Origin of the sequence: Microbacterium sp. LMI1x-1-1.1, from assembly GCF_040676205.1 — a bacterium.
Classification (GTDB): Bacteria; Actinomycetota; Actinomycetes; order Actinomycetales; family Microbacteriaceae; genus Microbacterium; species Microbacterium aquilitoris.
Window position 1 is genome coordinate 593,543 of record NZ_JBEGHM010000001.1, and the last position, 26,166, is coordinate 619,708.

A 26,166-nucleotide genomic window follows, 5' to 3' on the forward strand; every position below is an offset into this window, starting at 1 on the left:
CGAAAAGGAACCGACGTGACCTTCGACGCCACGCTGGATGCGGCCTTCAAGGCCCGTCTGCCCCTGCTGTACCTCGAGACGGCCGAGGAGGTCCGGGCGGTGGCCGCGATCACGGATGCCGCGCACGCCCAGCGCAACCGTCGCCGCGTCTGGACGTGGACGTCGGCGCTCGGGCTCATCGACCCTGACGGCAAGAGCGTCTCGAACACGACGAACCCCGCGCGGGCGCTGCAGCACGCGGCGGGGGTGACCGACCCGAGCGTCTTCATCTTCTGCGACCTGCACGCCTACTTCGGCGGCGAGCACCGGCAGGGCGACCCTGCGATCGTGCGGACGGTGCGCGAGACCGCACTCGAGTTCCGCCACGGCGACGTGTCGCGGACGCTCGTCGTCACGGCGCCGGTGCGGGTGATCCCGCCCGAGCTCGACGAGCTGACCCACCTGTTCGACTTCCCGTTGCCGACCGCCGCGGAGATCCGCGATCTCCTCGACACGATGATCGAGAACAACTCGGGTGACATCCGTGTCGACGCCGACGACGCAGCGCGGGAATCGCTCGTCCAGGCCGCGCTCGGCCTCACGATGGCCGAAGCCGAGAACGCCTTCGCGCAGGCGATGGTGAACGACGGCAAGCTGACGGGCGACGACATCCGCGTCGTGCTGCACGAGAAGCGCCAGGTGGTGCGCAAGTCCGGCGTGCTCGAGTTCGTCACGGGCGACCTCGACCTCGACGATGTCGGCGGCCTCAACAACCTGAAGCGCTGGCTCGAGCGCCGCAACGGGTCGTGGCTGCCGAGCGCACACGAGTACGGGCTGCCCTCGCCGAAGGGCGTGCTGATCACGGGCGTCCCCGGTTGCGGCAAGTCGATGACCGCGAAGGCGACGGCGGCCTCGTGGGGGCTGCCGCTGCTGCGGCTCGACATCGGCCGGATCTTCTCGGGCCTCGTCGGCTCGAGCGAGCAGAACCTGCGGACGGCCATCGCGACCGCCGAGGCGGTGGCCCCCTGCATCCTGTGGGTCGACGAGATCGAGAAGGGCTTCTCGAACACCACGGGGCAGGGAGACTCGGGCACGACGGCACGCGTGTTCGGCACGTTCCTGACCTGGATGCAGGAGAAGAAGCACCCCGTCTTCGTCGTCGCGACCGCGAACAACATCGACGCCCTCCCGCCCGAGTTCATGCGCAAGGGGCGCTTCGACGAGATCTTCTTCGTCGACCTGCCCACGACCGTCGAGCGCGAGGTCATCTGGTCGCTGCAGCTCGCCGCGCACGCGACCCCGGCCAACGGGCTCGACGCGATCGCGAACGATGAGGCGGCCGTCGCCGCCCTCGTCGCCGCGAGCGAGAACCACTCGGGCGCCGAGATCGAGCAGGCCGTGGTCGCCGCCCTGTACGAGGGCTTCAGCGGCCGGAAGACGATCACCACCGATGTCGTCACCCGCGTCGTCGAGACGATGATCCCTCTCGCGGTCACGCAGGCCGAGGAGGTCCAGCGCATCCGCGCCTGGGCCGCCCAGCGCGCCGTCGGCGCGACCGGGACCGAAGACCTCGACGCGCACGACGTCACCGCGAGCGGCACGGAGACCCACGGGGCCCTGTCGTCGCGTCGCGGCGGTCGTACCGTGGACTACTGACCGGTCGAGACACGCAGGAACGGGAGTCGGACATGAAGAAGCTCGTGGTGCAGTTGCGCTCCGACGGGTCGGTCGCGGCCGAGACCTTCGGGATGACGGGGGCCGAGTGCCTCGATTACATCGAGCAGCTCGAGGCGCTGCTCGACGCCGAAACGGCCTCGTCGCAGTTCACCGAGGACTACACGCGCGTCGCGTCGGCGGCATCCGATTCCCTCGTGCAGGAGGATCGGGACCGGTGATCGTCACCCAGTCGCTCGGCGTCGGCGGGGAGGGCAGCCTCCTCGGGACGACGTCGCCCCCGCGCGGCGGTGCAGCGCTGCGGTGGTCGCGTTTCGTGCCGGCCACCGCGGCCGAGGGCCCGGGGCTGCGGGCGGCGGTGTGGGTGCAGGGGTGTTCGGTCCGCTGCCCCGGATGCTTCAACCCGCACATGTGGGCCGAGCGGGGGGCGCTGCTCGATGACCCCGCCGATCTCGCGTCGCGGTGGGTCGAGGACGCACGTGCCGCCGGCGCCGACGGCGTGACACTCCTCGGCGGCGAGCCGTTCGATCAGGCCGACGCGCTCGCCACGGTCGCCGAGGCGTTCCGCGACGCGGGACTCGGCGTCATGGCGTTCTCGGGGTACACGCTGGACCGTTTGCAGGCCTGGGCCGCGGAGCGCGACGGCGTCGCGCGCCTGCTCGCCGCGACCGACCTGCTGTGCGACGGACCGTACCTCGCCGACCTCCCCGACACGCGCCGGCCGTGGATCGGGTCGCAGAACCAGTCGATCCGCGCCCTCACGCCCCGGTACGCCGCGGAGGTCGACCGCATCGCGCGCGACGGCGGCCGGGACGCCCTCGAAGTGCGCATCTCCGCCGACGGCGCCGTCGCCGTCAACGGGTGGGCGACGGATGCCGCGCTCGCCGACCTGCTGGACGATCTGGGCGTGCGCGGTGACCGCGTGGCATCCATCAGAAAGGGAACCTCCCGATGAGCATCTCGCTGATCCTCCTCCCCGCCGCCCTCGCCGCCGCCGCGGCCGTCGGCGGTACGGGCGCCCTCGGCGCGATCGCCCTGAACTCGCGGGCGACGTCCGGCCCCCGCGGCGAGTCGGAGGCCGTCCCGATCGCCGTGCAGACCCGCATGAAGGACCCCGACCTGCTCGCGGCCGCGCTCGCCGACCTGGGCGGGGCGGATGCCGCGCTCGTCGACGGGGTGCTGACGGCGACGATCGACGGCGTCGAGATCGTCATGTCGCGGACCGACGACGGGGTCTGGGGCGCCCACCTGTCGCGGCTCGACGGCCACGAGGTGACCGAGGCCGAGGCGACCGCCCTCATGATGCGAGTGGATGCCGCCTACGCCCGTCACGTACAGCGTGCGGTCGCCGAGCGCATCCGCTCCCGCGCCGATCAGGCGGGGTTCGAACTCGTCTCCGAGACGCGCGACGAGGATGACACCGTGACGATGGTGCTGAACGTGCGGGACTACGCGTGAGCACGCCCGCCCGCGACGGCGGGGTGCCGAGCTGGGGCTGGCTGCTCGGCGTCAGTTCGTGGCTCCTCCTCGTCTTCTTCGGGCCGGGGTCGGCGTGGATCGGCTTCCTCATCGTGGGGCTGGTCTCTCGTCGACGTGCCGCGTTCGTGGCGACCGCCGTGAGCGGGCTGTTGTACATCTCCGTGATCACCGAGCTCTGGGGCGGGCTGACCAGCATGGTCAACGCGGTCGCCCACCTCGGGGGCATCGTCTTCGCACTCATCCTGAACCCCGGGTGGCTGCGGTCGCGGTGGGAGGCCCGCACGTCGCGGGGAGCGGCGCGAACATCGACCCACGGCTCGCGCGGACGGCGATCCACCCAGCGGTCCTCGAAGCGCGCCACGACCGCGGCATCCTCCGGCTCGGCCCGCTCTGCGGCCTCGACCCGCTCCGCGGCTCCGACGCGCTCGACCGAGGCGACGCGCCTGGCCGCCTCGGTCGGCGCGTCGTCCGCCGACCTGCTGCAGACGGCGGAGCCGGCCGAACCCGTCGACGTGCAGAACGCGACGGCGGACGAGCTGGCCGAGCTGCCGGGCCTCTCCCGCACCAAGGCACGTCGCGCCGTGCGGACGCGCGGCAAGAACGGCGGGTTCACCTCGCTCGAGGACTTCGGCGAGGCCGCCGGCCTGCAGCCGCACGAGATCGTCCGACTGCGATCGGTGGCGACCTGCTCGCCCCGGCCCCGCGGCGAACGCCGGTTCGGCCGACGGGTGGATCTCTGACCGACGCTTTTCCAACGTTGCAATTCGGTCGCGCGGGGTCCAGGATCGGGGGCATGGCCGACTCCCCTCTCGAGCCCCTCGACCCGGCATCCCTCCCCCCTCGGGTCGACGTCAGCGACAACTCGGCGGCGATCGCCGCGGTGCAGGACGTCATCGACGCCGGCCCGTACGACGCGACGTGGGAATCGCTGCGGGCGTACGAACCGCCGCTCTGGTACCGCGATGCGAAGTTCGGGATCTTCATCCACTGGGGCATCCCCTCGGTCCCCGCCCAGGGCGAGTGGTACTCGCGCACGATGTACCTCGAAGCCGATCGCGCGTTCGAGCACCACCGCGCGACCTACGGGCCGCACGATCAGTTCGGGTACAAGGACTTCATCCCCTCGTTCACGATGGACCGCTTCGACCCGGCCGAGTGGGCCGAGGTGTTCCGCCGCGCGGGCGCCCAGTTCGTCGTGCCCGTCGCCGAGCACCACGACGGGTTCGCGATGTACGACACCGACCGGTCGCGGTGGAGCGCGGCCCAGATGGGGCCCAGACGCGACGTGTTCGGCGACCTCATGACGGCCGTCGACGACGCGTGGATGGTGCGCGGGGCCTCCTCGCACCGTGCCGAGCACTGGTTCTTCCAGAACGGCGGGATGCGGTTCGACTCCGACGTCCGCGATGCGCGCTTCTTCGACCTGTACGGGCCCGCCCAGCGCGAGGAGACCGCGCCGAACGAGCTCTTCCTCGAGGACTGGCTGCTGCGCACCGTCGAGATCATCGACAAATACCGGCCGCAGGTGCTGTGGTTCGATTGGTGGCTCGAGCAGCCCGCCTTCGAGCCCTACATCCGCATGCTCGCGGCGTATTACTACAACCGTGCGGCCGAGTGGGGCCGCGGCGTCGTCATCAACTACAAGTGGACGGCGTTCGCCGAGGGGAGCGCGGTCTACGACATCGAACGCGGGGCGATGCCCGGCATCCGCCCCGACGTGTGGCAGAACGACAGTTCGGTCGGCAAGACGTCGTGGGGCTGGATCGAGGACCACGACTACAAGAGCGTCGACGACCTGATCGGCGAACTCGTCGACGTCGTCGCAAAGAACGGCAACCTGCTGCTGAACATCGGGCCGAAGGCCGACGGCACGATCGCCCCGGCCGAGCGCGAGATGCTCGAGGGGATCGGCGACTGGCTCACCGTCAACGGCGAGGCGATCTTCGGGACCCGGCCCTGGCTCATCCCCGGCGAGGGACCCACCGAGGTCGTCGCGGGGTCGATGATCGACGACGCGTTCGCGCCGTACACGTCCGAGGACGTCCGCTTCACGACCCGCACCGACGTCACCGGCGACTACGTCTACGCGACGGTGCTCCGCTGGCCCGAGGACGGCGTCGCGTCGATCCGCTCGTGGGGACGCTCGAGCGGTCTGCTCGGACGCCGCATCGCGGAGCTCACGGTGCTCGGCGCGGGCTCGGCCGAATGGACCCAGGATGCCGACGCCCTCCGCGTCACGCTGCCCGAGACACCGCCGTCCGCCGTCGGGGTCGTCGTGAAGCTCTGGCTCGAGCCCGTGCACGAGCCGGCGCGCAAGGACTTCCTGCACGGCTGAGTCTCATCACCGACCGCGGTACTCTCGTCGCCGGAGGAATCATGACCGACCCGAACGTCCAGCTGCAGACCCTGCGATCCAGCATCGACAACATCGACGCCGCCCTCGTGTTCATGCTCGCCGAGCGATTCCGCTGCACGAAGCAGGTCGGCGTCCTCAAGGCGGAGCACGGCATGCCGGCATCCGATCCTTCGCGCGAGGAGCAGCAGACCGCGCGCCTGCGACGCCTCGCCGAAGAGGCGGACCTCGACCCCGAGTTCGCCGAGAAGTGGTTCAACTTCGTCGTCGCCGAGGTCATCCGACACCACACCGAGGCCGCCGAAGAGCGCTGACGGACGGGTCCTCGACGCGACCCGCCAGCGGATGCAACAGTTTCGGCGGCGACACGCCAATCAGGCGAGGGATGCCGCGGCGCGCCGCGCGGAATCTATTGCATCCGCTGACGCTGTACCCGCAGCCAGCGGACGCCGTGCGGCGCGAGCTCGAGGCCGTCGGTCAGATCCACGGCGGCATCCGTGACGACGTCGATCGCTGTCGCCTCGAACCCCGAGAGCGTCTCTCGGCCGACCGTCACCGCGTCGTCCCCCACGTTCGCGAGCACGAGCACGACGCCGGCGCCGACGCGTTGGAACCCGACCACCGACGGATGCGGCGTGTGGAACGGCGTCAGTGGATTGCCCGCGAACTCGGGCGTCCGGCGGCGGGCCGCGATGAGCGCGGTGAGCCGGGCGTGGATGCGCCCCGCGACCGTGGCGGTGTCGTGCCGCGCGGCGAACGCCGCGGCATCCGCTGCGGGACGGTGCACCCAGCGGCTGTCGCCGGCGTGCGCGGGGTCGTCGAGGTACGAGTGATCGTTGAGCTGCCCGAGCTCGTCACCGAGATAGAGCAGAGGGATGCCGCCGGTCGACAGCGCGAGCGCATGCGCCAGGATGACGCGGTCCTCGCCGCCCGGGTCGCCAGCCTCGACGCCGGCGAGGGACGCCGTGGTCCCCGCGACGCGGGCGTCGCCGGTCTTCGGGTTCTCCTGGAACGGCACGCCGCGCGAGAACGTGCCGTCGAAGCGCCCCACGTAGAAGTCGTTGAGGAACCGGCGGTGCGAGTAACCGTCGATGCCGAGGGTCGCGGCATCCTCGTCGGCGAAGGTCCAGCCGATGTCGTCGTGGCTGCGGACGTAGTTCACCCACGCGGTGCCGGCGGGCAGGGCGTGCCGCTCGTCGAGCGCCTTCTGCAGGAGGCGTCCGTCGCGGGTCGCCAGCGCCTCCCAGCCGAGCGCCATCTGCAGCGGGTTGTAGGAGAGCTGGCACTCGTCGGGCGAGATGTAGGTGATGACCTCGTCCGGGTGCACGATGGCCTCGGATTTGAAGAGCACCGACGGGGCACCGAGGGCGAGGACCTGGTTGAACGCCTGCAGCAGCAGGTGCGCCTCGGGAAGCGATTCACAGGTGGTGCCGAGCCGCTTCCAGATGAACGCGACGGCGTCCATGCGGAGCACCTCGACGCCCTGGTTCGCGAGGAACAGCATCTCGCCCGCCATGGCGCGGAAGACCGCCGGGTTCGCATAGTTGAGGTCCCACTGGAAGTGGTAGAACGTCGCCCAGATCCAGCGGCCGTCGGGCAGCTGCACGAACGCGCCGGGGTGGTCGTCGGGGAAGATCTCGCGGACCGTCTGCTCGTAGAGATCGGGCATCGTGCGGTCGGGGAAGATCAGGTAGAAGTCCTCGTACCCGGGGACGCCGGCGATCGCCTTCTGCGCCCACTCGTGCTCGTTGCTCGTGTGATTGAAGATGAAGTCCACGACGAGCGAGATCCCCGCCCCGCGCAGCTCCGCCGACAGGGCGGCGAGGTCCTCCATCGTGCCGAGGCGGTCGTCGACCGCGCGGTAGCTCGACACCGCGTAGCCGCCGTCGTTGTTGCCCTCGGGGGAATCGAACAGCGGCATCAGGTGCAGGTAGGTGAGACCCAGCTCCTGGAAGTACGGGATGCGATCCCGGATGCCGCGGAGGGACCCCGCGTAGCGGTCGACGTAGCAGACGCCGCCAAGCATCTTCTCCGACAGGAACCAGTACGGGTCGGCGAGGCGTCGCCGGTCGAGGGCCTTGAGATCGGCGGGGCGGTCGCGCCAGCTCGCGGCGGCGGCGGCGATGACGTCGGCAAGGGCCTCCTGGCCGTCCTCGCGCTCGCCGTAGAGCTGCAGGAACAGGCCGTGCAGGACGGGGAACACGTCGTCGAGGCGAGCGTCGAACTCCGGGTCGGGTCGGCCTGACGCAGCGGATGCGGCGGCGACGGCGGCATCCCTGTCATTCTGCGTACCCGGTGTCAGACGTGCCATCGTGCTCCCCACCGCCCTGTCGAGTGGATCGAATCGTATCGCGGCCGGGGATCGCGCCAGGCGATCCCCGGCCGCGGCCGTCGGAGGGTGTCGTCCTCAGGCGATGGCTCGTCGGAGCGTCCCGTACGAGACGGCCGACAGAGCGGCGGTGACGAGGACGAGTGCACCCGTCAGGGCGATCGGGGTCAGCGAGCCGAACCAGGTGAACACCGGACCCCAGGCATCCATCCGTCCGACGATCCAGAGGCCGCCGACGAGGACCAGCCCGAGTCCGATCAGCAGGACGGTGAGGATGAGGTTGCCCCAGCGCTTGTAGACGGTCGCGAAGAAGAAGCCGACGACGAAGAACAGCATCGCGACGACGGCGAAGAACAGCCCTGCCACGAGCGGCCCCTGCGACCAGATCCAGGTGAGGCGGAACATGTAGGCGTTCATGCCCCACCCGCGCGTGGCCTGCTCGATGAACCCGCCGATGACGAAGATCACAGCGAGACCGACGGAGGTCAGCGCGGCGGTCAGGAGCGTGCCGAGGTAGAACTCTCGCCGCGTCACGCTCATGGCCTGCGAGAACGGGAAGCTCAGGGTGAGTGCCTGGACGCCCACGGCCAGGAAGTACCAGAGCGGAGCCTGCGCTCCGCCGCCGAACATCGTCGTGGTGTCGATGGCGCTCGTCGAGAGCATGCCGAAGATGAGGAGACTGATGGCGAGCGTGCCGCCCAGCACGATCAGCGGCACCCAGATGAAGGTGGCGCGGTTGACGAGCTGCATGCGCACGACGTTGAGGGTGCGGTTCATCGGAGTGCTCCTTCGTCGGTGTGGACGGCGTTCTGCGTCTGCCGCACGATGAGCTGCTGCAGCGAGACCGGCAGGACGTCGAGGCCCGCCAGCGAGAGCTCGGCGCGGTCCTCGGAGCTCAGCGCGCCGAGGAGGGTGGCGCTCGTGGTGCGTCCGAGGCTCTCGCGGTGGATGACCTCGCGACCCGCGACGAACTCCTCGACCACGGAGGTCTCGCCGACGATCGTCGACGCGCGTCCCCGGATGGACTCGGTGTCCTCGTCCATGACGATGCGGCCGGCGTCGATGACGAGGACCTTCTCGAGGAGGTTGGCGACCTCGTCGATCAAGTGGCTGGAGAGGATGATCGTGCGCGGGTGCTCGGCGTAGTCCTCGAGGAGGCGGTCGTAGAAGATCTGGCGGGCGACGGCATCCAACCCCAGGTACGGCTCGTCGAAGAAGGTGACCTCGGCGCGGGCGGCGATGCCGATGATGACGCCGACGGCCGAGAGCTGGCCGCGCGAGAGCTTCTTGATGCGCGTCTTCATCGGCAGGCGGAACTCGCGGATCAGCCGGTCGGCGGCCCCCTGGTCCCAATTCGGGTAGAACAGCCGGGCGATGCGGAAGGCGTGCGTCGGCGTCGCGTCGTCGGGGTACTTCTGGCTCTCGCGCACGAAGCACATCCGACTGAGGACGGCGGCGTTCTCGTAGGGGGCCTCCCCGAAGACGCGGACATCGCCCGCGGTGGCGAAGTTCTGCGCCGTGAGGATCGACATCACGGTCGTTTTGCCTGCGCCGTTGCGGCCGAGGAGGCCATAGATGGCGTCGCGCTCGATCGTGAACGAGATGTCATCCACGGCGGTGGTGTCGCGGTAACGCTTGGTGAGGTTCTTCACCTCGATGACGGCGGTCATCGTGACGTTCCTTTCGTGGTCGTGGCGCGCTCGGTCAGCAGGCGCGCGAGGTCATCGGGGCCGAGGCCGAGCTTGCGTGCCTCGGCGATCAGGGGGTCGAGGTAGCGGTCGGCGAAGGCCGAACGCCGTTCGGTGAGGAGCAGCTCGCGAGCGCCGTCGGCGACGAACATGCCGATGCCGCGGCGCTTCACGAGGACGCCTTTGTCGGTGAGCATCGCGATTCCCTTCGCCGCGGTGGCCGGATTGATGCGGTGGAAGGCCGCCAGCTCATTCGTCGACGGAGCCTGCTCCTGCTCGGACAGGCTGCCGTCGATGATCGAGTCCTCGACGCTCTCTGCGATCTGCAGGAAGAGCGGGCGTCCTTCGTCGACCATTCCGACTCCGCGTTCTCGTTCGTTGGTTAGTTACATGAGTAGGTAACCACTGAACCTCGACGCTGTCAACAGCCGGATGCGACGAATCCCGCGACCCCTGATGGGTGCCGCGGGGTTCGTCGTCAGAGAAGTCAGCCCCGGATCAGCCCCGGACGGCGGCGCCGACCCGGCGCACGATCTGTTCCAGGATCGGTCGCGGCGTCGCGAAGATCAGCCGGGTGAAACCCGTGCCGGCGACGCCGCACATCGACCCCTCGGTCAGCGCCACGCCGGCTTCGCGGGTGAGGAGCTCGGCGGGGCGATCGCCGAGCCCGGCCGCGCGGAGGTCGATCCACCCGACGTACGTCCCCTCGGGCTTCGGCATCCATGCGTCGGGGATCTCCTCGGCGACGAGGTCGAGCAGGGTGTCGCGGTTGTGCTCGAGGTAGGGCACGAGGTCGGCGAGCCAGGGGTCGCCTTCGCGGTAAGCCGTGGCGTTCGCGATGGCGCCGAGATTGCTGGTTCCGTGCCCGGCGAACGGGCCGAGCCTCTCCCAGGTCTCGCGGTCGGCGTCGTTCGTGAGCACGAGCTGCGCGCACTTGAGCCCGGGGAGGTTCCACGCCTTCGAGGCGCTCATCGCCGTGATCGTGTGCGCGGCCGCGGCGCGGGAGACCGTCGCATAGGGGGTGTGGGTCGATCCGCTGTAGACGAGAGGCGCCCAGATCTCGTCGGAGAAGACGCGCCCGCCGTTGCGTTCCACAACCTCCGAGATCGCGATCAGCTCGTCCCGCGAGAACACGCGGCCGACGGGGTTGTAGGGGTTGCAGAGCAGCAGGAGGTTCCCGCCGTCGTCGAAGGCGCGCTGCAGGGCATCGAGATCGAACTCGTACCGCCCGTCGCGGACGGCGAGCGGCACCTCGATGACGTCGCGTCCGCGCATCGGGGGCACGAAGAGGAACGGCATGTACGACGGCGTGGGCACGATGATCTTCGAGCCCGGCGCGGAGCAGTGCTCCATGGCCAGCTCGAGTCCCATGATCACGTCGGGAACCGGCTGGACGTCGGATGCCGCGACCTGCCAGCCGTACCGCCGCGCCACGAACTCGGCGGTCGCCTCGGACAGATCGGAGCTGATCCCCCTGGGCATGTACCCGAACGACCCGGCGTCGACCGCGCGGTGGAGAGCCGCCGTGATCGCGGGATCGATCCCGAAGTCCATCTCGGCGACGAAGGCACCCAGTGACCCGTCGTCGGCCGACCACTTCGTGGCGCCCGTCGACCTCAGGTGGTCGATCGTCGTGGCGTCGATGCGTCGGGCGAAATCGCTCATGCGTGGTGCTCCTCATTCCGGGTGGACTCCCTCCACTCTGCACCCCCGCGGGCGTGGACGGGGTGCTCTCGCGGCGGGTGCGCGCGCGTGATATCCGCGCTTCGGGAGGAGGTCAAGGGGGTGGCTCGATTTGATCCACGTCAACCGACTTCGTTACCGTCGAACGTGGGCCTCGTGCCCTCGACGACCAGTCCGCGGCCGTTCGAGCCGGCGCCTCAGGGCGTGGTGACGAGCGGACGTATGGTCGGCGGTCTGGGCGATGGACCCGATGTTCGTCGCCGAAGCTCTGCACTCGAGTGAGGTTTCGCTCGTGCGGATGCCGGTGATCGCCACCCGGGCGCTACCGATGCGGACGCGTGCGCGCCCGCCGAGGGAAGCACGTGACAACTGCCGCTGTCGAAGCGAAGAATCTGTTCAAAGTCTTCGGACGCAATCCCGGCCAGGCGGTCAAGCGCCTGAAGGCCGGGGAACCCCGAGACCAGGTCCGCGATGCCGGGACCGCCGCCGTCATCGACGCGAGCTTCCGCGTCGAGCGGGGCGAGATCTTCGTGATCATGGGCCTGTCGGGCTCGGGGAAGTCCACCATCATCCGCATGCTCAACGGGCTGCACGACGCGACCGGCGGAGAGGTGCTCGTGCACGGCGAGCCGATCACCGGCATCCCGGCCGCGAAGCTCCGCGGCATCCGTCGTGAGCGCATCGCCATGGTGTTCCAGCACTTCGCGCTGCTGCCGCACCGCACGGTGGCGGCGAACGTCGCCTACCCGCTCGAACTGCAGGGCGTCGGCAAGGCCGAGCGGCTCGCGAAGGCCGAGGAGATCCTCGGGCTCGTCGGCCTCGAGGGCTGGGGCGACAAGCTGCCGTCGGCCCTGTCGGGAGGCATGCAGCAGCGCGTCGGCATCGCCCGTGCGCTCGCCGCCGACACCGACATCCTGCTCATGGACGAGGCGTTCAGCGCGCTCGACCCGCTCATCCGTCGCGAGATGCAGGAGCAGCTGCTCGAGCTGCAGCACAAGCTGCAGAAGACGATCATCTTCATCACGCACGACCTCAACGAGGCGATGTTCCTCGGCGACCGGATCGCGGTCATGCGGGACGGCCGCATCGTGCAGATCGGCACGCCGGAGGACATCCTCACCGACCCCGCCAACGACTACGTCGAGCAGTTCGTGCAGGACGTCGACCGCGCTCGCGTCCTCACCGCCGCCAACGTCATGGAGCGTCCGGGTTCCGTCTCGGTGACGGATGCCGCCGGCCCCCGCCGGGCTCTGCGCACCATGCGCGACGCCCGCATGGCCGCCGTCTACGTGACGGACCGCAGCCGCAAGCTCATCGGCATGGTGAGCGACCGCGACGCGCTCAAGCTGGTCCGCCGCGGCGAGAGCTCGCTGGCCTCCGCGCTCCGGCCGGTGCCGCAGGCCGTCGGCCAGGACGACGTCCTCATGGACCTCTTCGTCCCCGCTGCCGAGTCGCCGCTGCCGCTCGCGGTGACGGATGCCGAGGGTCGCCTCGTCGGCGTCATCCCGCGCATCACGCTGCTCACCGCGCTCGGCCCGTCGACGACCGAGACGACGGAGATCCCCGTGATCCTCGACCCGGTGCCCGGCTCCGTGATCGATGAGGCACTGGCCGGCGGCGCGGTCGACGGACCGGCCACCGAGAAGGAGGAGGTGCGCTGATGGGTGGTTTCCGCATCCCGATCGGTGAGTGGGCCGAAGCAGGCGTGGCGTGGATCCGCGACACGCTCGGCTGGCTGCTGTCCGGTGTCTCGGCCGTCGTCGGCTGGTTCGTCGACGCGCTCGCGAACGGTCTCCTGTCGTTGCCCATCGTCGCCGTGATCGTGATCTTCGCGGCGCTCGCCTGGGTGCTCCGTTCGTGGCGCTTCGCGATCGGCACGGTCGTCGGCTTCGTCCTCATCCTCGGGGTCGGCCAGTGGGTGACCTCGATGCAGACGCTCGCGCTCGTCCTGGTCGCGGCGATCATCGCCGTCGTCATCGCCGTGCCCCTCGGCATCGCCGCGGCCCGCAACGACACGTTCAGCGCGATCCTCCGCCCCGTGCTCGACCTCATGCAGAGCATGCCGGCGTTCGTCTACCTGATCCCCGCCATCGTGTTCTTCAGCATCGGCGTCGTGCCCGGTGTCGTCGCGACCGTCATCTTCGCGCTGCCCCCGGGCGTGCGTCTGACCGAGCTCGGCATCCGCGGCGTCGACAGCGAGACGGTCGAGGCCGGCCACGCGTTCGGTGCGACCCCGGGCCAGATCCTCCGCGGCGTGCAGCTGCCGCTCGCGATGCCGAGCATCATGGCCGGCGTCAACCAGCTGATCATGCTGGCCCTGTCGATGGCGGTCATCGCCGGTATCGCCGGCGCCGACGGCCTCGGCAAGGAGATCGTCCAGGCCATGTCGACCGTCGACATCGCCAAGGGCGTCGAGGCCGGCCTCAGCGTCGTCATCCTCGCCGTCTACCTCGACCGCCTGACGGGAGCCCTCGGCGCTCTGAAGACGCAGCGCGGCTCGCTGCTCGGTGCGATCGCGCGTCGTCGCGCACCGAAGGACGCTCGCGTCTCGACCCCGACTCCCGCACCGGAGCCCGTGGGCGTCTGACCCACCTGACCTGCTCGATACGGAACCAGCAATCACATACGGAAGGCACACATGAACAAGCGACACCTGACCGGCATCCTCGCGATCGGCGCTGCGGCATCCCTCGCCCTGGCCGGCTGCGCGACCGGCAACGACGTCGAGAACGGCGGCGGATCCAACGGGGGTGGCGAGGGCGACCTCGGCACCATCACGCTCGGCTACCTGCCCTCGTGGACCGACGGCCTCAGCACCGCGTACCTGCTCCAGGACCAGCTCGAGAAGGTCGGCTACACGGTCAAGATGCAGGAGCTCACCGAGGCGGGACCGCTCTACGCCGGTCTCGCGCAGGGTGACGTCGACATCTACCCGTCGGCCTGGCCCGAGCTGACCCACAAGTCCTACATGGACCAGTACAAGGACCAGATCGAGGACCTCGGTGCGTACTACGAGGGCGCGAAGCTGACGATCGCGGTGCCCGACTACGTCGACATCGACTCGATCGATGAGCTGAAGGCGAACGCGAGCCGCTTCGGCGGCAAGATCTACGGCATCGAGCCCGGCGCTGGTCTGACGAAGCAGACGCAGGAGTCGATGCTGCCCGAGTACGGGCTGGAGGACACCTACCAGCTCGTCACGTCGTCGACGGCGGCGATGCTCACCGAGCTCGACAGCGCCGAGGCCGCGCAGCGCGACATCGTCGTGACGTCGTGGCGTCCGTTCTGGGCCAACGACAAGTACAACCTGAAGGACCTCGAGGACCCGAAGGGCGCGATGGGCGAGGCTGAGGCCCTGCACTTCCTCGCGACCGACGGCTTCAAGGAGGAGAACCCCGAGGCGGCGAAGCTCATCGCCGGCATCAAGCTGGACGATGAGGAGTACGCGAGCCTCGAGGACACCGTCGTCAATAAGTACGGCGAGGGCAAGTACGCCGATGCCATCGACGAGTGGCTGACGAAGAACCCCGACGCCTACGACACGATCGTCACCGACTGATCGGTCGGTGAGGTCACGGGGATCCGGCTTCGGCCGGGTCCCCGTTGTCGTTCGGGCGCTCGGTCAGCGGCTGGGCGACCTTCTTCTCGAGCACCTCGACCGCCTCATCCGACAGGGCGATGAGCCCGTCGATCTCCTCGCGAACGCGCTGATAGGCGAGGTGGCGTTCCGCCGGCGTCGCGGCGTCATCGGTGGCGACGGCGAGCATGCGGGATGCCGTCGCGAGCCGTTTGCGCTCGGCATCCGTCAGTCCCGAGTCACGGGTGCGACGCGCTTCGCGCTCGGCGAGGTCGAAGGCGACCTCGAAGTCGGTGACGGCCCGGCGGTACTCGGCGACCTGCTCGGCCGTGGGCTTCGAGCCGTCGGCGGGGCGGGCGCGGTCGGCGATCTTCTTGGCGCGGAGGAACCCGGCGGTGAGGGGGTCGCGCCCGTTGCTCATCGACGGGAACGCGATGAGCTTGGCGACGTCGAGCTCGTAGTCGAGCCAGCGGTGCGTGACCTCGTCGTGGACGGCGCGCAGGTCGTCGGCCTGGTCCGCGACGGACTGCGAGGGGGCGTCGATCTCGGCGGCGGAGGCCGACCCGATGCCGCGCTTGGCCGCCGCGCGCGCCGCCGTGAGTTCGGCTTTGGCCTTCATGATCTCGAGGCGCTGCTTGTGTCGCCGCTTCGACGACGCGGCGAACGATCCGCTCGCCGCGGAGGCGAGCCCGAACAGCGGGAACACGAGCCACCAGTAGTGGCCCGCGAATTGCCAGAAATCGGTCACTCGCTACACCTTACGGGCGGTGCTGGTCGCGGTCGCGACCGTCCCGCCGTGAGCGGTAGGCGTCCAGAGCGGATGCCGCGCCCTCGGCGGCACGCGAGATCCCGTCCACCGAGCGGGCGATCGCCTCGGTCGCGACGATCGTCCAGCGGGCAGCGGTCGAGTGGTCCGCGGGGGCGTCGTCGGGTCGGTGTCCGGCGAGGCGCCAGGCCTCCTGCTCCGCGGCGGCGAACGCGCGCCCGGTGTCGTCGACGGCAGCCCGGTAGGTCGAGAACTGCTCGGGCGTCAGGGTGGCGGTGGCGGATGCCGGGCGGTGCTCGCGGGCGATTCCCTCGAGGCGCAGGAACTCGGCCGTGGCGGGGACGCGCACGTCGCTGAGCGCGGGGAAGGCGAGGCGGCGGGCGGCATCCGTCTCGTACTCCATCCAGCGTGCGGCGATCGCGTCGTGCGCGGCCATGAGGCGCGCGAGGGGGAGGTGCTTCGGGTCGGTGCCGCGGGCGGGGACGGCGGCGCGCTCGGCGCCGACGCGGGCGCGGGCGACGCGGATGGTCGCGATCGCCGCGGCTTTGGCGCGCTGCGCCGTCTCGAGTGCGCGCCGCGCGGTGCGGACGTCGTCGGGGTGGGCGCGGCCGACGGCGCGTTCGGCCTCGGCGCGGGTGAGTTCCGCCTGCGCGACGCGCGCTGCGGCGCGCGCGCTGACCGCGTCGGATCGGGCCTGCTGCAGCTCATGCTGGGCGGCCGTGAGCCCGAGGCGCCGGGCGCGGGTCGTCCGGCCGCGGCGGACGCCGACGAACCCGACCGCGCCGGCACCTGCGGCGGCGGGTGCGACCCACCAGAACTCCGCCAGCGCGGCTCCGACCCCCACGATCCAGAGCTGCATGCCGCCATGCTAGCCGCGACGGATGGTCGCGTTCCCAGGGATCGGATGTCGGGATGTCGCTCGGGCTCGCTACGCTCTGCCGCATGGGCACATGGAGCGAGGAACCGTTCGGCAACGACACCGCCGCGGACTGGGCGTGGGAACTCGACGAGGCGGACTCGTGGGCTTTCGTCACCGACGTCCTGCAGGGCTACGCGGCGGGTGATGAGGACGACGCGGACCGCGACGCCATCGCCGTCGCGGCGGCCGCCGTGGTCGCACACGGTTCCGGTCTTCCGCTCTCGGAGGAGGAGGACGCCGAGTCGGTGGAAGGCTTCCTCGCGCGGGTCGGCGCGCCGCCGACATCCGTCGTGGCACTGGCGCGCGCCGCGCTCGACAAGGTCGGCGGCGACTCCGAGCTCGCCGAACTCTGGGATGAGTCCGACGAGATCGACGACTGGCGGGCGACCCTCGCGCGGCTGCGGGACGCGCTCCCCGCCTGACGCGCGTCAGCGCACCCGCTGGGCGCCCGAGAAGCGCGTGACGACGCCGGGATGCCGTGCGGGCATCGCGAGCACCGAGTCCGGCGCGCGGTCGGCGAGGTCGGGGAAGCCGGCATCCGCCAGCAGGCCGTCGTCGAGACGCTCGACCTCGGCGCGCACCAGCGGCCACGGCTCGTGCTCGTTGGCGGCCCAGATCGTGCGGCCGAGGTGCCGCTCGTGGAAGCCCCAGCGTGCCGTGAGGAAGCGGCTCAGATCGTCGTCGACGACCTCGGTCCCCGGGACGACGCGGATGCGGGTGCGCGTCCGGTCACCGAACCCCGGATGCCGCCGCGAGGCGTACTCGAGCGCGTCGCCGTCCGTTCGCATCGCGGCCTTCGCCCAGCGGTACGGCAGGCCGAAGACGGCACGCGCGCCGAGGACCGGCAGGAGGTGCTCGGCCTCGAGGGTCTGGAAGACGACGCCGCGGCGGCCGTCGGCATCCTTCGCGTAGGTGCGGACGTTGATCTCGACGAACCGGCCGACGAAGGGGACCGGGCGCAGCGGCAGGAAGCGGAACTCACTGAGGACGAACGGAATCAGCCCGACCCACGCCGACCCGTCGAAGAGGTCGGGTTCAGTTCCGGGCGGCAGGTGGGGTTCGACCCGTGCCGGATCGACCCGCCAGTGCAGGAAGCAGGCGCCGCTCCAGCGCTGCTGCAGCACCGCGCGACCCGGCAGGGCAGGCGCGGTGGCATCCATGGTCCGGGTCAGCCGAACAGCAGGGTGAGGACGGTCGCGCCGCCGCCCACGAGCACCATCGCGACGATGACGGTCCACGCGACCACCTTCGTGCGGGCGCGCTTGCGCCCGACGAAGTCGGCGTATTCCGGGTCGTCGCTCACGCGGTGGCCTCGTCGACGATGGCTCCGAAGGCGGCGGGAAGCGTCGCCTTCGAGACCTGACGGAGCTCGGCGACGGGGACGGTGAAGACACCCTGGATCTCGAGGGCCGCCTGCTCGCCCTCGGCGGCGTCGTCGGTCACGCCGATGCGGAGCACGGGGTAGCCGCGTCCCTCGCAAAGGCCCCGGAACTTCACGTCCTCCTCGCGCGGCACCGACACGATGACGCGGCCGGTCGACTCGCTGAACAGGGCGGTCGCGGCATCCACACCGTCGCGCTCCATGATCTCGCGGAGCCACACGCGGGCGCCGACGCCGAACCGGGTCGTCGCCTCGGCGAGAGCCTGACCGAGGCCGCCGGCCGACAGGTCGTGCGCGCTCGAGACGAGCATCTCGTCGCGCGCGGCCTGCAGCAGGCCCGCGAGGGTCTTCTCGCCGGCGAGGTCGACCTTCGGCGGGCGACCGCCGAGGTGGTCGTGGATCGTGTCGGCCCAGGCCGAGCCGTCGAGCTCGGTGGAGGTCGTACCGAGCAGGTAGATGTTCTCGCCAGCATCCTGCCAGCCGCTGGGGATGCGGCGCGAGACGTCGTCCATGATGCCGAGCACGCCCACGACGGGGGTCGGGAAGATGGGCTGGTCGCCGGTCTGGTTGTAGAAGCTGACGTTGCCGCCCGTGACGGGGACGCCGAGTTCGAAGCAGGCGTCGGCGAGACCGTCGACGGTCTGCCCGAACTGCCACATGACCTCGGGGTTCTCGGGGCTGCCGAAGTTGAGGCAGTCGGTGACGGCGGTGGGCTCGGCGCCCGTGACGGCGACGTTGCGGTACGCCTCGGCGAGGGCGAGCTGCGCACCCGCGTACGGGTCGAGCTGGCAGTAACGGCCGTTGCAGTCGGTTGCGATCGCGAAGCCGAGACCCGACTCCTCGTCGACGCGGATCATGCCGGCGTCGTCGGGGAAGCTGAGGGCCGTGTTGCCCATGACGTAGTAGTCGTACTGGTTGGTGACCCAGGACGTGTCGGCGAGGTTCGGGCTGCCGAGGAGCTTCAGGAACTGCTCGCGCAGCACCTCGGGGTCATCGCTGCGCTCGAGGGACGCGGCGGAGTCCTCGCGGAGCGCGTCGATCCAGGTCGGGTAGGCGACGGGACGCTCGTAGACGGGGCCGTCGACCGCGACGGTCGAGGGGTCGACGTCGACGATCTGCTCGCCGTGCCAGAAGATCTGCAGGCGGCCGTCTCCGGTGACCTCGCCGAGGACGCTCGTCTCGACATCCCACTTCTGGACGACGGCGAGGAACGCGTCGAGCTTCTCGGGAGCGACGATCGCCATCATGCGCTCCTGGCTCTCGCTCATGAGGATCTCCTCGGGCGTGAGCGACGGGTCGCGCAGCAGCACCTTCTCGAGGTCGACCTTCATGCCCGAGCCGCCGTTGGCGGCCAGCTCGCTCGTCGCGCACGAGATTCCGGCGGCGCCGAGGTCCTGGATGGCCTCGACGAGCTCGCCCTGGTAGAGCTCGAGGCAGCACTCGATGAGCACCTTCTCGGCGAACGGGTCGCCGACCTGCACGGCGGGACGCTTGGTGGGGCCGCCGTCGGCGAAGGTGTCGGACGCCAGGATCGAGGCGCCGCCGATGCCGTCGCCGCCGGTGCGGGCGCCGAACAGGACGACCTTGTTGCCGGCGCCGGTGGCGTTGGCGAGCTTGATGTCCTCGTGGCGGAGGACGCCGACCGCGAGCGCGTTGACGAGCGGGTTGCCCTGGTAGACCTTGTCGAAGACGGTCTCGCCGCCGATGTTCGGCAGGCCGAGGCAGTTCGCGTAGAAGCTGATGCCGCTGACGACGCCGTGCACGACGCGGGCGGTGTCGGGGTCGTCGATGTCGCCGAAGCGCAGCTGGTCCATGACCGCGACGGGGCGCGCGCCCATCGAGATGATGTCGCGGACGATGCCGCCGACGCCGGTCGCGGCGCCCTGGAACGGCTCGATGTAGCTCGGGTGGTTGTGGGACTCGACCTTGAAGGTGACGGCCCAGCCCTCCCCCACGTCGACGACGCCGGCGTTCTGGCCCATGCCGACCATGAGCCGTTCCTTCATCTCGTCCGAGACCTTCTGGCCGAAGCGGCGCAGGTAGATCTTCGAGGACTTGTAGGAGCAGTGCTCGCTCCACATGACGGAGTACATCGCCAGCTCGCCCGAGGTGGGGCGCCGGCCGAGGATCTCGCGGATCTTGTCGTACTCATCGGGCTTCAGGCCGAGGGCGCCGTAGGGCTGCTCCCGCTCCGGCGTGGCGATGGCGTTCTCGACGGTGTCTGCGACGGAGGGGGTGACTGGGGTGCTCACGCGGCTGGGCTCCAAGACTCGGGATGCCGGGGGACGCCCTCATCCTATCGGCGGGGCACCGGCATCCCGTCGTGTCTGCGAGGGCCGCGCTCCGATACGCTGACGCCGTCAGCTCGACGAGCGCTCCTGGGGGAATCATGTCGATACGTCACTCGCGGCGCCGGCTCATCGTCGCTGCCGTCGTCGTCGCCGTGGCGATGACACCCGTGCTGTCGGGATGCAGTCAGGTCGCGCTCGCGGTCGCGGGCGCGATGGTGCGGGCGCAGGAGGCGCCGCCGCAGCCGCCTGTGGAGGTGGAGGACACCGACAACGACATGGCGTTCCAATACCTCGGAGTGGGCGACTGCTTCGACGATCCCTACGCCGAGGGTGGGATGGCCGGCGACGGCCCGTGGCCGGTCCTGCTCATCCCATGCGACGATCCGCACTCATTCGAGTTGTACGCGAAGAGCGACCTCGGGGCATCCCACTTCCCCGATGCGATGTCGCCGACGGCGGAGTTCCCCGGCGACGACGAGGTCGGCGAGGCGGCGGACGAGGTCTGTTATGACGCGTTCGACGATTTCGTCGGCGAATCGTATGAGGATTCGACCCTCGACTACTGGTACTACCCGCCTGTCGCCGAGTCGTGGGCGCACGGCGACCGGCTGGTCCGATGCGCGGTCGGCTACGACGACGAGACGATCTCTTGGAGCGTGGAGGGCTCGGGTCGCACCGCCTCGTGACGGCTCCGATACTCTGACGCCATCAGTTCGATGCGTACTCCTGGGGGACCCATGTCGACACATCGCCGACGCTCGCTTGCGCTCGGAGCGGTGGGGGTGGTCGTCGCGGTCCCCTTGCTGTCCGGCTGCTCGGAAGCCGCGCTCTACCAGCTTTCGGGCGCGGTCTACCGTGACACCTCCGGCGTGATCACGGTCGGCGGTGAACTCGACGTGTTCGATCTCGTCGCGGGGGATTGCTTCGACGAATCGGACGCCGTGCATCCTCGGGCCACGGAGGATTCGGTGTACGTCGTGCGGGCGATCCCGTGCGGCGACCCGCACACCTACGAGGTCTACCACGTGTTCGTGCTTCCCGCCGGTGACTATCCCGGTGAGGACGGGACAGCGACAGCGGCCGATGAGGGCTGTCTGCCGGCTTTCGAAGACTTCGTCGGACAACCCTGGGAGGACTCCCTACTCGAGTACTCGTTCTACACGCCGACCGAGAGCGGGTGGGACGGCATCGATAAGGACCGCATGGTGCAGTGCTTCATCGGTGACGAGGGCGTGAGCGTGACGGGCAGCGCCGCCGACGACGGCCGTCAGTCGTCCTGAGAGTCGTCCGGGTCGGAGTCGATGACGCCGATGCCCACGGCGTGGTGACTGGGCTCGCCATCCTGCGGAGTCGAGGCCTTCGGCTCCTCGCCGGGCTCCTTCGCGACGCTGGGCTCCTCGAGTTCCTCCGTGTCGGGCATCTCTTCGGGGTCGTCGTGCGTGGTGCCGTCGTTGTCAGCCATGAGGGCTCCTTCCGTTGCACCCCACTCTGGAGGGCGGATGCCGGTGCCGCGACGGTCTTGACGGTCGCCGGGTCGGTGGGTAGGCCTACGCTGACCGGATGGATTCGATCGAGCGGTTGCGTGCGCGCGAGCGGGAGCTGCAGGCGCAGTTGGCCCGGCTCGATGCCGACGATGCGGCGTTGCGCGTCGACCGATCGGATGCGACGGCCGACGACGAGCACGACCCCGAGGGTTCGACACTGTCGGGGGAGTGGCAGCGGGTCGATGCGTTGCGCTCGTCGACCCGTGACGAACTGGCGCAGGTCGCGGCGGCGCTCTCGCGAGTGGATGCCGGCACCTACGGGGTGTGCGAACGGTGCGGTCGTCCGATCCCCGAGGCCCGGCTGGAGGTTCGGCCGCAGGCGACGATGTGCGTCGCGTGTGCGTCTCTCGACTGAGGCGCGGCGGAGCGGTTCAGAAGGGTGCGGGGTCGCCGGGGTATGTGGCGGCAGGTGTGAAGGCGACGGCCGGGGTGGGTGCGTCTTCGCGATAGATCCTGCCGAGGGGTGAGGTCCATTCGAGGACACCACCCTTCAGTTGTCGCACTTTCCAGGCGGTGAACTGCTCCATCGAATGATGCCGTTGGCATAGGTGGGCGAGGTTGGACAGTTCTGTCCGCCCGCCGAGCGCATGATCGTGGGTGTGGTCGACCTCGCACCGGATCGCGGCGACCCGGCAGCCGGGGAACCGGCAGTGCTGGTCGCGGGCTTGCAGGAATCTGCGCATCCCGGACGGCACCCGGTAGGAGTCGGTTGAGACGGTGACTCCGGTGGTGGGGTCGTGGAACAGGCGCTCCCAGATCTGCGTCGCCCCGGCGAGCGTGCGGGCGGTTGCGGGATCGATGGGGGAGCGGCCGGTCAGGTCGCACGGCCCGTCGTCGGCACCGGCGAGTGTGGCGGCCGGCACGAGCACCTGAACCCGCGCGCGGATCGCGCCTAGCGGCCCGGCGCTCGTGTCACGAGTGTCATCAAGCGCTGGTGTCCCCGCGAGGAGAAGGTCGGCGAACACGTCCGCGCGGACCTGATCGGTGGTGCGCGCATCGGTCGCGGCGACGTCGGCGTTCTCGCCCGTGCTGCGATCGTCCCGAGTATCGATGATCGCCCGCGCCTGCTGCGTCAGCCGGTCGTGGATCCCTTCAGCAATCACGGTTGGGAGGGTCGCTATCAGGTCCGACATTCCGTCCCGCCCGGGGATCAACCGCACGCACCGCCCCGCGGCCGCCTCCTCGTGCCGTTCGGCGAAGGTCCGTGGATGCATCCGGTGGGCGAGGATCTCCAGCTCACCTCGAACCCGGTTCGGTGTCTCACCTTCGCACCGTTCGATCGCGACCTTCTCGAACTCCGCCCATAACTCTGCGGGCAGGTTCAGCCCGGTCTCGACTATCGCCTTCACATGCCCGCGCACGATCCGGCCGGACTCCCACGCCGCCACCGCCGCCGGGAACCCCTCGATCGTCACCCGGGCTTCCCCGATGCGGCGTTGCACTGTCCGGTCGGTGGTCCGCATCGCCCCGGCGACTTCGGCTGAGATCGACCGCAGCACCATGTCGTGGAGGGTCACTTTCGCGTTCGGGTGCGCGCCCTGCTCCTCGGCCAACCGACCCGCCGCGGCGAGTACTCGAAGCTCCCGGATCTGTGCGCGAGCGAGTTCGACAGCAACGTCCTCGACGTCCGCAACGATCCCCGCGATGGTGGCGAGATACGCCTCACCACCGGGGTTTTCCATCGCTTCCGTCATACCTGCACTCTGCCACCAACCTCCGACATCGAGACCCCGAAAACCAACGAGATCACGCGCCGCGAACAGGCCCGCAGATGAGAAACGTCTCACCCGTGAAAGGCCCCGCACCGAAGAACACGATGGCGACGCACTGGCTGACGTCTCATAATGGCGGGGTGACGGACGAGACTGACCCGTGGGGGCTCGACGACCTCGACGGCATCGCGAACACCCTCATCACGCACCGCATCGGCGAGTGGGAGGTCATGATCGGCGGTGGGCCCGACAGGTACGTCCTCACCGCGCAGAACCCGTCGGGAACGCGCATCGTCAACGCGATCTCGCCGGCCGCTGCGGCGACGGAGGACGACGACGATGACGATGACGACACGATCGATCTGACCGTCGGAGACCAGGCGATCGACTACCCCCGCGAGTACGTGCTCGATCGCAGCGAGGTGCTGGACGCCATCGAGGACCTTCAGACCGGGCAATTTCCGACCGACCGATGGGGCATCACGGGCGACGCCTGACCCTCACGGGTTGCACGCCGCGCACGTCGCGGGGTCTGCGGCCGAGACGGCCCGAGTCCGCAGCTCGCGCTCGTCGCACACAGCGCACCCGTGGACGTCCGCGCTGATCTGCGCGGTCGGCTCAGCACGCGGCGCCGCGCGGCACGTCCACGAGCCCGAACCCCGGGCATCCGCAGGAGTGCCGCCCTCATCCACGACAGGCGGCGGAGCGTGCGCCGGTGCTCCGGGTTGAGGTGCCCACAGAGGTCCGGTTCGAGGACGCTGGCTCCGCGGCGCACCAGCGCGAGAACGGATGCCTCGTCTTACAGTCCCTCTCACAACTGACCCTCGCTCCGCGCGAAGACAGCCTGGTGCGGAAAACCGATGCGAGCGAGATACCCGCGCCTGCTGCTCACATTCGACCGTCCGCGCCGGCGCGACATCCGCGTATGTCCGGAGGTCCTGCGAGACGTGGATGCCGCGGCTGAGGTCGACGAACACGGCCACCTCTTTCGTGCACCATCGGCCCGAAGCCTCCAAACTAATACCCAGGGGGGTATAGTGAGTGGCACTTCGACGAGAACGAGAGGATGCCGACATGGATGAGGCTGCACAGGTCGGCGATCCGGACACGCACGATGCCGAGGCGAAGCGCAAGGTGGTCAATCGCCTCAAGCGCGCGCAGGGCCAGCTCGCCGCAGTGATCACCGCGGTCGAGGGGGATGCCTCGTGCCGCGACGTCGTCCAGCAGCTCGCCGCCGTGTCCAAAGCGCTCGATCGAGCCGGGTTCCTTGTCATCTCGACGGCGTTGCGGGAGTGCCTGACCGACCCCGACGGATCCGCCGACCTGGACCCCGATGAGCTGGAGAAGCTCTTCCTCTCCCTGGCCTGATCGGCCCGCCGACACCGGGACCTCTTGACGCGAGGCATCCGCTGTTCTAACGTACAACCAAATGGTTGCACAAACGGAGCTCAGCGATGATCAGATCGATCGCGTCTTCCACGCCCTGGCGACGGCGACGCGGCGCGACATCCTGCGTCGCACGCTCGAACGCGAGCAGTCCGTCTCCGCGCTCGCCGCGGACTACGACATGTCGTTCGCAGCCGTCCAGAAGCACGTCGCCGTCCTGGAGGCGGCGGAACTGGTCGTCAAGCGCGCCGAGGGCCGCGAGCGTCTCGTCCGAGCGGACCCCGACATGATCGCCCGCGCCCGTGCGCTGCTCGGCCGCTACGAAGACCTCTGGCGCTCCCGCGTCGACCGACTCGACGCACTGCTGGCCGAGCCCGAGCACTGACCGATCCACGAAGGAGTGAGACATGCCCGTCACCGACATCACCACCGACACCGAGAACCTCACCATGACGCTCACGGCCGACGTCGACGCCCCCGTCGGCCGGCTGTGGCGTGCGTTCACGCAGCCGCGACAGCTCGAGCGGTTCTGGGGCCCTCCAGGGTGGCCGGCCACCTTCACCGCCTTCGACTTCACGGTCGGCGGTCACGCGCACTACGCGATGACGAGCCCGACGGGCGAGACCTCCCGCGGCACGTGGGAGTTCCTCGCGATCGACGAGGGCCGCGGCTTCGAGGTCCTCGACGCGTTCGCCGACGAGAACGGCGAGCCGCTCGCCGAGTTCCCGTCCATGCGGATGCGCTTCTCGTTCGACGAGACCGCGACCGGTTCGCGGCTCTCGAACATCACGTACTTCACCTCGGTCGAGGCGCTCGAGCAGGTCGTCGCGATGGGCGCCGTCGAGGGGTCGCGCCTGGCGATGAGCCAGCTCGACACCGTGCTCCACGACCTGCGCGACTGGTTCCAGGGCAAGGGGACGAACGTCGAGCTGCTCGACGACGTCCACGTCCGCATCACCCGCCTCGTCGACGGTCCGCGCGAGCTCGTGTGGCGCGCTCACAACGATCCCGACCTGATGAAGAAGTGGATGCTGGGGCCCGACGGGTGGTCGATGGTCGAGTGCGTCGTCGGCCAGCACTATCGGACGGTGTGGGAACAGGACGGTCAACCCGAGACACGCTTCGGCTTCGAGGGCGAGACCCTGCTCCTCGACGAGCCGCGCCGCTCGGTCAGCACCGAGAAGATGATCGGCATGGAGGGTCCGTCGACGACGAACGACCTGCAGTTCTACGAGGAGGACGGCGCGACGCTGCTGACGCTCCTCATCGAGTACCCCGACAAAGAGACCCGCGACATGATCCTCGCCACCGGCATGGCCGACGGCATGGAAGCGTCCTACGCTCGACTCGAGCGCGAGGTGCTGCAGGCGGCGTGACGCGCCTCCGAGACGACGCCCTCGTCCGC

At 69.8% G+C, this 26,166-nt stretch carries 30 protein-coding genes; 18 read left to right on the forward strand and 12 right to left on the reverse strand.

Translation table 11 applies throughout. The annotated features are described in order from the left end of the window. Positions 1-15 precede the first annotated feature (15 nt). The 7 genes from MRBLMI1x_RS02945 to MRBLMI1x_RS02975 are packed head-to-tail and all read left to right on the forward strand — an operon-like array spanning position 16 to position 5,799. Positions 16-1,635 (forward strand): AAA family ATPase, encoded by a 1,620-nt coding sequence (locus tag MRBLMI1x_RS02945; protein WP_018187861.1) that lies wholly within the window; start codon positions 16-18, stop codon positions 1,633-1,635. Positions 1,636-1,667: 32 nt separating this feature from the next. After that, positions 1,668-1,874, forward strand: coding sequence for a DUF2997 domain-containing protein (locus tag MRBLMI1x_RS02950; protein ID WP_018187862.1), 207 nt, complete (start codon positions 1,668-1,670; stop codon positions 1,872-1,874). Then, positions 1,871-2,608 carry a 4Fe-4S single cluster domain-containing protein gene (locus MRBLMI1x_RS02955; protein ID WP_363455852.1) on the forward strand — a complete coding sequence of 246 codons (738 nt, stop codon included), beginning with the start codon at positions 1,871-1,873 and terminating at the stop codon, positions 2,606-2,608. The genes MRBLMI1x_RS02950 and MRBLMI1x_RS02955 overlap by 4 nt, the downstream gene beginning before the upstream one ends. Then, on the forward strand, positions 2,605-3,111 hold the full coding sequence (locus MRBLMI1x_RS02960; RefSeq protein ID WP_363455855.1) for a hypothetical protein: 507 nt from the start codon (positions 2,605-2,607) through the stop codon (positions 3,109-3,111). Before MRBLMI1x_RS02955 ends, MRBLMI1x_RS02960 begins: the two co-directional genes overlap by 4 nt. Next, entirely contained in the window at positions 3,108-3,872 is a 765-nt protein-coding gene (locus MRBLMI1x_RS02965; RefSeq protein ID WP_363455858.1) for a ComEA family DNA-binding protein, read from the forward strand. Before MRBLMI1x_RS02960 ends, MRBLMI1x_RS02965 begins: the two co-directional genes overlap by 4 nt. A gap of 53 nt (positions 3,873-3,925) precedes the next feature. Continuing rightward, positions 3,926-5,467 (forward strand): alpha-L-fucosidase, encoded by a 1,542-nt coding sequence (locus MRBLMI1x_RS02970; protein WP_363455861.1) that lies wholly within the window; start codon positions 3,926-3,928, stop codon positions 5,465-5,467. 41 nt (positions 5,468-5,508) lie between these two features. After that, positions 5,509-5,799 (forward strand): chorismate mutase, encoded by a 291-nt coding sequence (locus tag MRBLMI1x_RS02975; protein ID WP_018187867.1) that lies wholly within the window; start codon positions 5,509-5,511, stop codon positions 5,797-5,799. A 95-nt stretch (positions 5,800-5,894) separates the two neighbouring features. On the opposite strand, the gene MRBLMI1x_RS02980 is transcribed toward MRBLMI1x_RS02975, so the two are convergent. The 5 genes from MRBLMI1x_RS02980 to MRBLMI1x_RS03000 form a co-directional block, all read right to left on the reverse strand. Next, positions 5,895-7,796: an alpha-amylase family protein gene (locus MRBLMI1x_RS02980; RefSeq protein ID WP_363455865.1), complete on the reverse strand. Its 1,902-nt coding sequence runs from the start codon at positions 7,794-7,796 to the stop codon at positions 5,895-5,897. A 96-nt stretch (positions 7,797-7,892) separates the two neighbouring features. Further along, positions 7,893-8,591, reverse strand: a complete 699-nt coding sequence (locus tag MRBLMI1x_RS02985; RefSeq protein ID WP_363455867.1) for a hypothetical protein — start codon at positions 8,589-8,591, stop codon at positions 7,893-7,895. Continuing rightward, on the reverse strand, positions 8,588-9,484 hold the full coding sequence (locus MRBLMI1x_RS02990) for an ABC transporter ATP-binding protein (RefSeq protein WP_363455870.1): 897 nt from the start codon (positions 9,482-9,484) through the stop codon (positions 8,588-8,590). The genes MRBLMI1x_RS02985 and MRBLMI1x_RS02990 overlap by 4 nt, the downstream gene beginning before the upstream one ends. Next, a complete protein-coding gene (locus MRBLMI1x_RS02995; RefSeq protein WP_116227837.1) occupies positions 9,481-9,858 on the reverse strand; it encodes a GntR family transcriptional regulator in 378 nt (125 codons plus the stop codon). Before MRBLMI1x_RS02995 ends, MRBLMI1x_RS02990 begins: the two co-directional genes overlap by 4 nt. A 142-nt stretch (positions 9,859-10,000) precedes the next feature. Beyond that, positions 10,001-11,167 (reverse strand): MalY/PatB family protein, encoded by a 1,167-nt coding sequence (locus MRBLMI1x_RS03000; protein WP_363455873.1) that lies wholly within the window; start codon positions 11,165-11,167, stop codon positions 10,001-10,003. A 380-nt stretch (positions 11,168-11,547) separates the two neighbouring features. Here MRBLMI1x_RS03000 and MRBLMI1x_RS03005 point away from each other — a divergent pair, with 380 nt between their 5' ends. Genes MRBLMI1x_RS03005 through MRBLMI1x_RS03015 form a run of 3 tightly spaced genes read left to right on the forward strand, consistent with a single transcriptional unit; the run spans position 11,548 to position 14,744 of the window. Next, positions 11,548-12,846, forward strand: a complete 1,299-nt coding sequence (locus MRBLMI1x_RS03005) for a quaternary amine ABC transporter ATP-binding protein (protein ID WP_363455876.1) — start codon at positions 11,548-11,550, stop codon at positions 12,844-12,846. Beyond that, positions 12,846-13,772, forward strand: coding sequence for an ABC transporter permease (locus MRBLMI1x_RS03010; protein ID WP_311868657.1), 927 nt, complete (start codon positions 12,846-12,848; stop codon positions 13,770-13,772). Before MRBLMI1x_RS03005 ends, MRBLMI1x_RS03010 begins: the two co-directional genes overlap by 1 nt. A gap of 51 nt (positions 13,773-13,823) precedes the next feature. Further along, positions 13,824-14,744: a glycine betaine ABC transporter substrate-binding protein gene (locus MRBLMI1x_RS03015; RefSeq protein WP_020097649.1), complete on the forward strand. Its 921-nt coding sequence runs from the start codon at positions 13,824-13,826 to the stop codon at positions 14,742-14,744. Between the two features lie 13 nt (positions 14,745-14,757). Here MRBLMI1x_RS03015 and MRBLMI1x_RS03020 read toward each other — a convergent pair whose 3' ends face one another. Beyond that, on the reverse strand, positions 14,758-15,510 hold the full coding sequence (locus tag MRBLMI1x_RS03020; protein ID WP_018187876.1) for a hypothetical protein: 753 nt from the start codon (positions 15,508-15,510) through the stop codon (positions 14,758-14,760). Between the two features lie 10 nt (positions 15,511-15,520). Beyond that, positions 15,521-16,387, reverse strand: a complete 867-nt coding sequence (locus MRBLMI1x_RS03025) for a hypothetical protein (RefSeq protein WP_018187877.1) — start codon at positions 16,385-16,387, stop codon at positions 15,521-15,523. Positions 16,388-16,470: 83 nt separating this feature from the next. Between MRBLMI1x_RS03025 and MRBLMI1x_RS03030 the strand changes: the two genes are divergently transcribed. After that, entirely contained in the window at positions 16,471-16,869 is a 399-nt protein-coding gene (locus MRBLMI1x_RS03030) for a DUF4259 domain-containing protein (protein WP_363455881.1), read from the forward strand. A gap of 6 nt (positions 16,870-16,875) precedes the next feature. Here the strand turns inward: MRBLMI1x_RS03030 and MRBLMI1x_RS03035 are convergent, their stop codons facing one another. The 3 genes from MRBLMI1x_RS03035 to purL are packed head-to-tail and all read right to left on the reverse strand — an operon-like array spanning position 16,876 to position 20,080. Further along, positions 16,876-17,607: a YqjF family protein gene (locus MRBLMI1x_RS03035; RefSeq protein WP_363455884.1), complete on the reverse strand. Its 732-nt coding sequence runs from the start codon at positions 17,605-17,607 to the stop codon at positions 16,876-16,878. 8 nt (positions 17,608-17,615) lie between these two features. Beyond that, positions 17,616-17,750 carry a hypothetical protein gene (locus tag MRBLMI1x_RS03040; RefSeq protein WP_018187880.1) on the reverse strand — a complete coding sequence of 45 codons (135 nt, stop codon included), beginning with the start codon at positions 17,748-17,750 and terminating at the stop codon, positions 17,616-17,618. Continuing rightward, the gene (gene purL, locus MRBLMI1x_RS03045) at positions 17,747-20,080 is read right to left on the reverse strand and encodes a phosphoribosylformylglycinamidine synthase subunit PurL (RefSeq protein WP_363455887.1); all 2,334 of its coding nucleotides are present in this window, start codon (positions 20,078-20,080) and stop codon (positions 17,747-17,749) included. Before purL ends, MRBLMI1x_RS03040 begins: the two co-directional genes overlap by 4 nt. A gap of 137 nt (positions 20,081-20,217) precedes the next feature. Between purL and MRBLMI1x_RS03050 the strand changes: the two genes are divergently transcribed. Together MRBLMI1x_RS03050 and MRBLMI1x_RS03055 are read left to right on the forward strand one after the other, a co-directional pair. Then, entirely contained in the window at positions 20,218-20,805 is a 588-nt protein-coding gene (locus MRBLMI1x_RS03050; RefSeq protein WP_363455891.1) for a septum formation family protein, read from the forward strand. A 51-nt stretch (positions 20,806-20,856) separates the two neighbouring features. Next, entirely contained in the window at positions 20,857-21,399 is a 543-nt protein-coding gene (locus tag MRBLMI1x_RS03055; RefSeq protein ID WP_363455894.1) for a septum formation family protein, read from the forward strand. On the opposite strand, the gene MRBLMI1x_RS03060 is transcribed toward MRBLMI1x_RS03055, so the two are convergent. Continuing rightward, positions 21,387-21,581 (reverse strand): hypothetical protein, encoded by a 195-nt coding sequence (locus MRBLMI1x_RS03060; RefSeq protein WP_363455897.1) that lies wholly within the window; start codon positions 21,579-21,581, stop codon positions 21,387-21,389. The two genes, MRBLMI1x_RS03055 and MRBLMI1x_RS03060, sit on opposite strands and share 13 nt — an antisense overlap. A 98-nt stretch (positions 21,582-21,679) precedes the next feature. Here MRBLMI1x_RS03060 and MRBLMI1x_RS03065 point away from each other — a divergent pair, with 98 nt between their 5' ends. After that, positions 21,680-22,018, forward strand: a complete 339-nt coding sequence (locus tag MRBLMI1x_RS03065; protein WP_363455900.1) for a TraR/DksA family transcriptional regulator — start codon at positions 21,680-21,682, stop codon at positions 22,016-22,018. Between the two features lie 16 nt (positions 22,019-22,034). Here MRBLMI1x_RS03065 and MRBLMI1x_RS03070 read toward each other — a convergent pair whose 3' ends face one another. Next, complete coding sequence (locus MRBLMI1x_RS03070) at positions 22,035-23,357, reverse strand: HNH endonuclease (RefSeq protein WP_363455903.1); 1,323 nt, start codon at positions 23,355-23,357, stop codon at positions 22,035-22,037. A 158-nt stretch (positions 23,358-23,515) separates the two neighbouring features. On the opposite strand from MRBLMI1x_RS03070, the gene MRBLMI1x_RS03075 reads away from it, so the two are divergent. From MRBLMI1x_RS03075 to MRBLMI1x_RS03090, 4 genes are all read left to right on the forward strand, one after another. Beyond that, complete coding sequence (locus MRBLMI1x_RS03075; RefSeq protein WP_363455906.1) at positions 23,516-23,872, forward strand: hypothetical protein; 357 nt, start codon at positions 23,516-23,518, stop codon at positions 23,870-23,872. A gap of 577 nt (positions 23,873-24,449) precedes the next feature. Further along, positions 24,450-24,743 (forward strand): metal-sensitive transcriptional regulator, encoded by a 294-nt coding sequence (locus tag MRBLMI1x_RS03080; protein ID WP_363455909.1) that lies wholly within the window; start codon positions 24,450-24,452, stop codon positions 24,741-24,743. Between the two features lie 61 nt (positions 24,744-24,804). Next, complete coding sequence (locus MRBLMI1x_RS03085; protein ID WP_363455912.1) at positions 24,805-25,146, forward strand: ArsR/SmtB family transcription factor; 342 nt, start codon at positions 24,805-24,807, stop codon at positions 25,144-25,146. 22 nt (positions 25,147-25,168) lie between these two features. Further along, positions 25,169-26,137 carry an SRPBCC family protein gene (locus tag MRBLMI1x_RS03090; RefSeq protein ID WP_363455915.1) on the forward strand — a complete coding sequence of 323 codons (969 nt, stop codon included), beginning with the start codon at positions 25,169-25,171 and terminating at the stop codon, positions 26,135-26,137. The last annotated feature ends 29 nt before the right edge of the window (positions 26,138-26,166 follow it).

Excerpts from the sequence above, each read along its gene's own strand:
- MRBLMI1x_RS02950 (WP_018187862.1), top strand. The coding sequence starts at position 1,668 with ATGAAGAAGCTCGTGGTGCAGTTGCGCTCCGACGGGTCGGTCGCGGCC.
- MRBLMI1x_RS02960 (WP_363455855.1), top strand. The coding sequence starts at position 2,605 with ATGAGCATCTCGCTGATCCTCCTCCCCGCCGCCCTCGCCGCCGCCGCG.
- MRBLMI1x_RS02970 (WP_363455861.1), top strand. The coding sequence starts at position 3,926 with ATGGCCGACTCCCCTCTCGAGCCCCTCGACCCGGCATCCCTCCCCCCT.
- MRBLMI1x_RS02975 (WP_018187867.1), top strand. The coding sequence starts at position 5,509 with ATGACCGACCCGAACGTCCAGCTGCAGACCCTGCGATCCAGCATCGAC.
- MRBLMI1x_RS02980 (WP_363455865.1), bottom strand. The coding sequence starts at position 7,796 with ATGGCACGTCTGACACCGGGTACGCAGAATGACAGGGATGCCGCCGTC.
- MRBLMI1x_RS02985 (WP_363455867.1), bottom strand. The coding sequence starts at position 8,591 with ATGAACCGCACCCTCAACGTCGTGCGCATGCAGCTCGTCAACCGCGCC.
- MRBLMI1x_RS02990 (WP_363455870.1), bottom strand. The coding sequence starts at position 9,484 with ATGACCGCCGTCATCGAGGTGAAGAACCTCACCAAGCGTTACCGCGAC.
- MRBLMI1x_RS02995 (WP_116227837.1), bottom strand. The coding sequence starts at position 9,858 with ATGGTCGACGAAGGACGCCCGCTCTTCCTGCAGATCGCAGAGAGCGTC.
- MRBLMI1x_RS03000 (WP_363455873.1), bottom strand. The coding sequence starts at position 11,167 with ATGAGCGATTTCGCCCGACGCATCGACGCCACGACGATCGACCACCTG.
- MRBLMI1x_RS03010 (WP_311868657.1), top strand. The coding sequence starts at position 12,846 with ATGGGTGGTTTCCGCATCCCGATCGGTGAGTGGGCCGAAGCAGGCGTG.
- MRBLMI1x_RS03015 (WP_020097649.1), top strand. The coding sequence starts at position 13,824 with ATGAACAAGCGACACCTGACCGGCATCCTCGCGATCGGCGCTGCGGCA.
- MRBLMI1x_RS03025 (WP_018187877.1), bottom strand. The coding sequence starts at position 16,387 with ATGCAGCTCTGGATCGTGGGGGTCGGAGCCGCGCTGGCGGAGTTCTGG.
- MRBLMI1x_RS03030 (WP_363455881.1), top strand. The coding sequence starts at position 16,471 with ATGGGCACATGGAGCGAGGAACCGTTCGGCAACGACACCGCCGCGGAC.
- MRBLMI1x_RS03035 (WP_363455884.1), bottom strand. The coding sequence starts at position 17,607 with ATGGATGCCACCGCGCCTGCCCTGCCGGGTCGCGCGGTGCTGCAGCAG.
- MRBLMI1x_RS03050 (WP_363455891.1), top strand. The coding sequence starts at position 20,218 with ATGTCGATACGTCACTCGCGGCGCCGGCTCATCGTCGCTGCCGTCGTC.
- MRBLMI1x_RS03055 (WP_363455894.1), top strand. The coding sequence starts at position 20,857 with ATGTCGACACATCGCCGACGCTCGCTTGCGCTCGGAGCGGTGGGGGTG.
- MRBLMI1x_RS03060 (WP_363455897.1), bottom strand. The coding sequence starts at position 21,581 with ATGGCTGACAACGACGGCACCACGCACGACGACCCCGAAGAGATGCCC.
- MRBLMI1x_RS03065 (WP_363455900.1), top strand. The coding sequence starts at position 21,680 with ATGGATTCGATCGAGCGGTTGCGTGCGCGCGAGCGGGAGCTGCAGGCG.
- MRBLMI1x_RS03070 (WP_363455903.1), bottom strand. The coding sequence starts at position 23,357 with ATGACGGAAGCGATGGAAAACCCCGGTGGTGAGGCGTATCTCGCCACC.
- MRBLMI1x_RS03080 (WP_363455909.1), top strand. The coding sequence starts at position 24,450 with ATGGATGAGGCTGCACAGGTCGGCGATCCGGACACGCACGATGCCGAG.
- MRBLMI1x_RS03085 (WP_363455912.1), top strand. The coding sequence starts at position 24,805 with ATGGTTGCACAAACGGAGCTCAGCGATGATCAGATCGATCGCGTCTTC.
- MRBLMI1x_RS03090 (WP_363455915.1), top strand. The coding sequence starts at position 25,169 with ATGCCCGTCACCGACATCACCACCGACACCGAGAACCTCACCATGACG.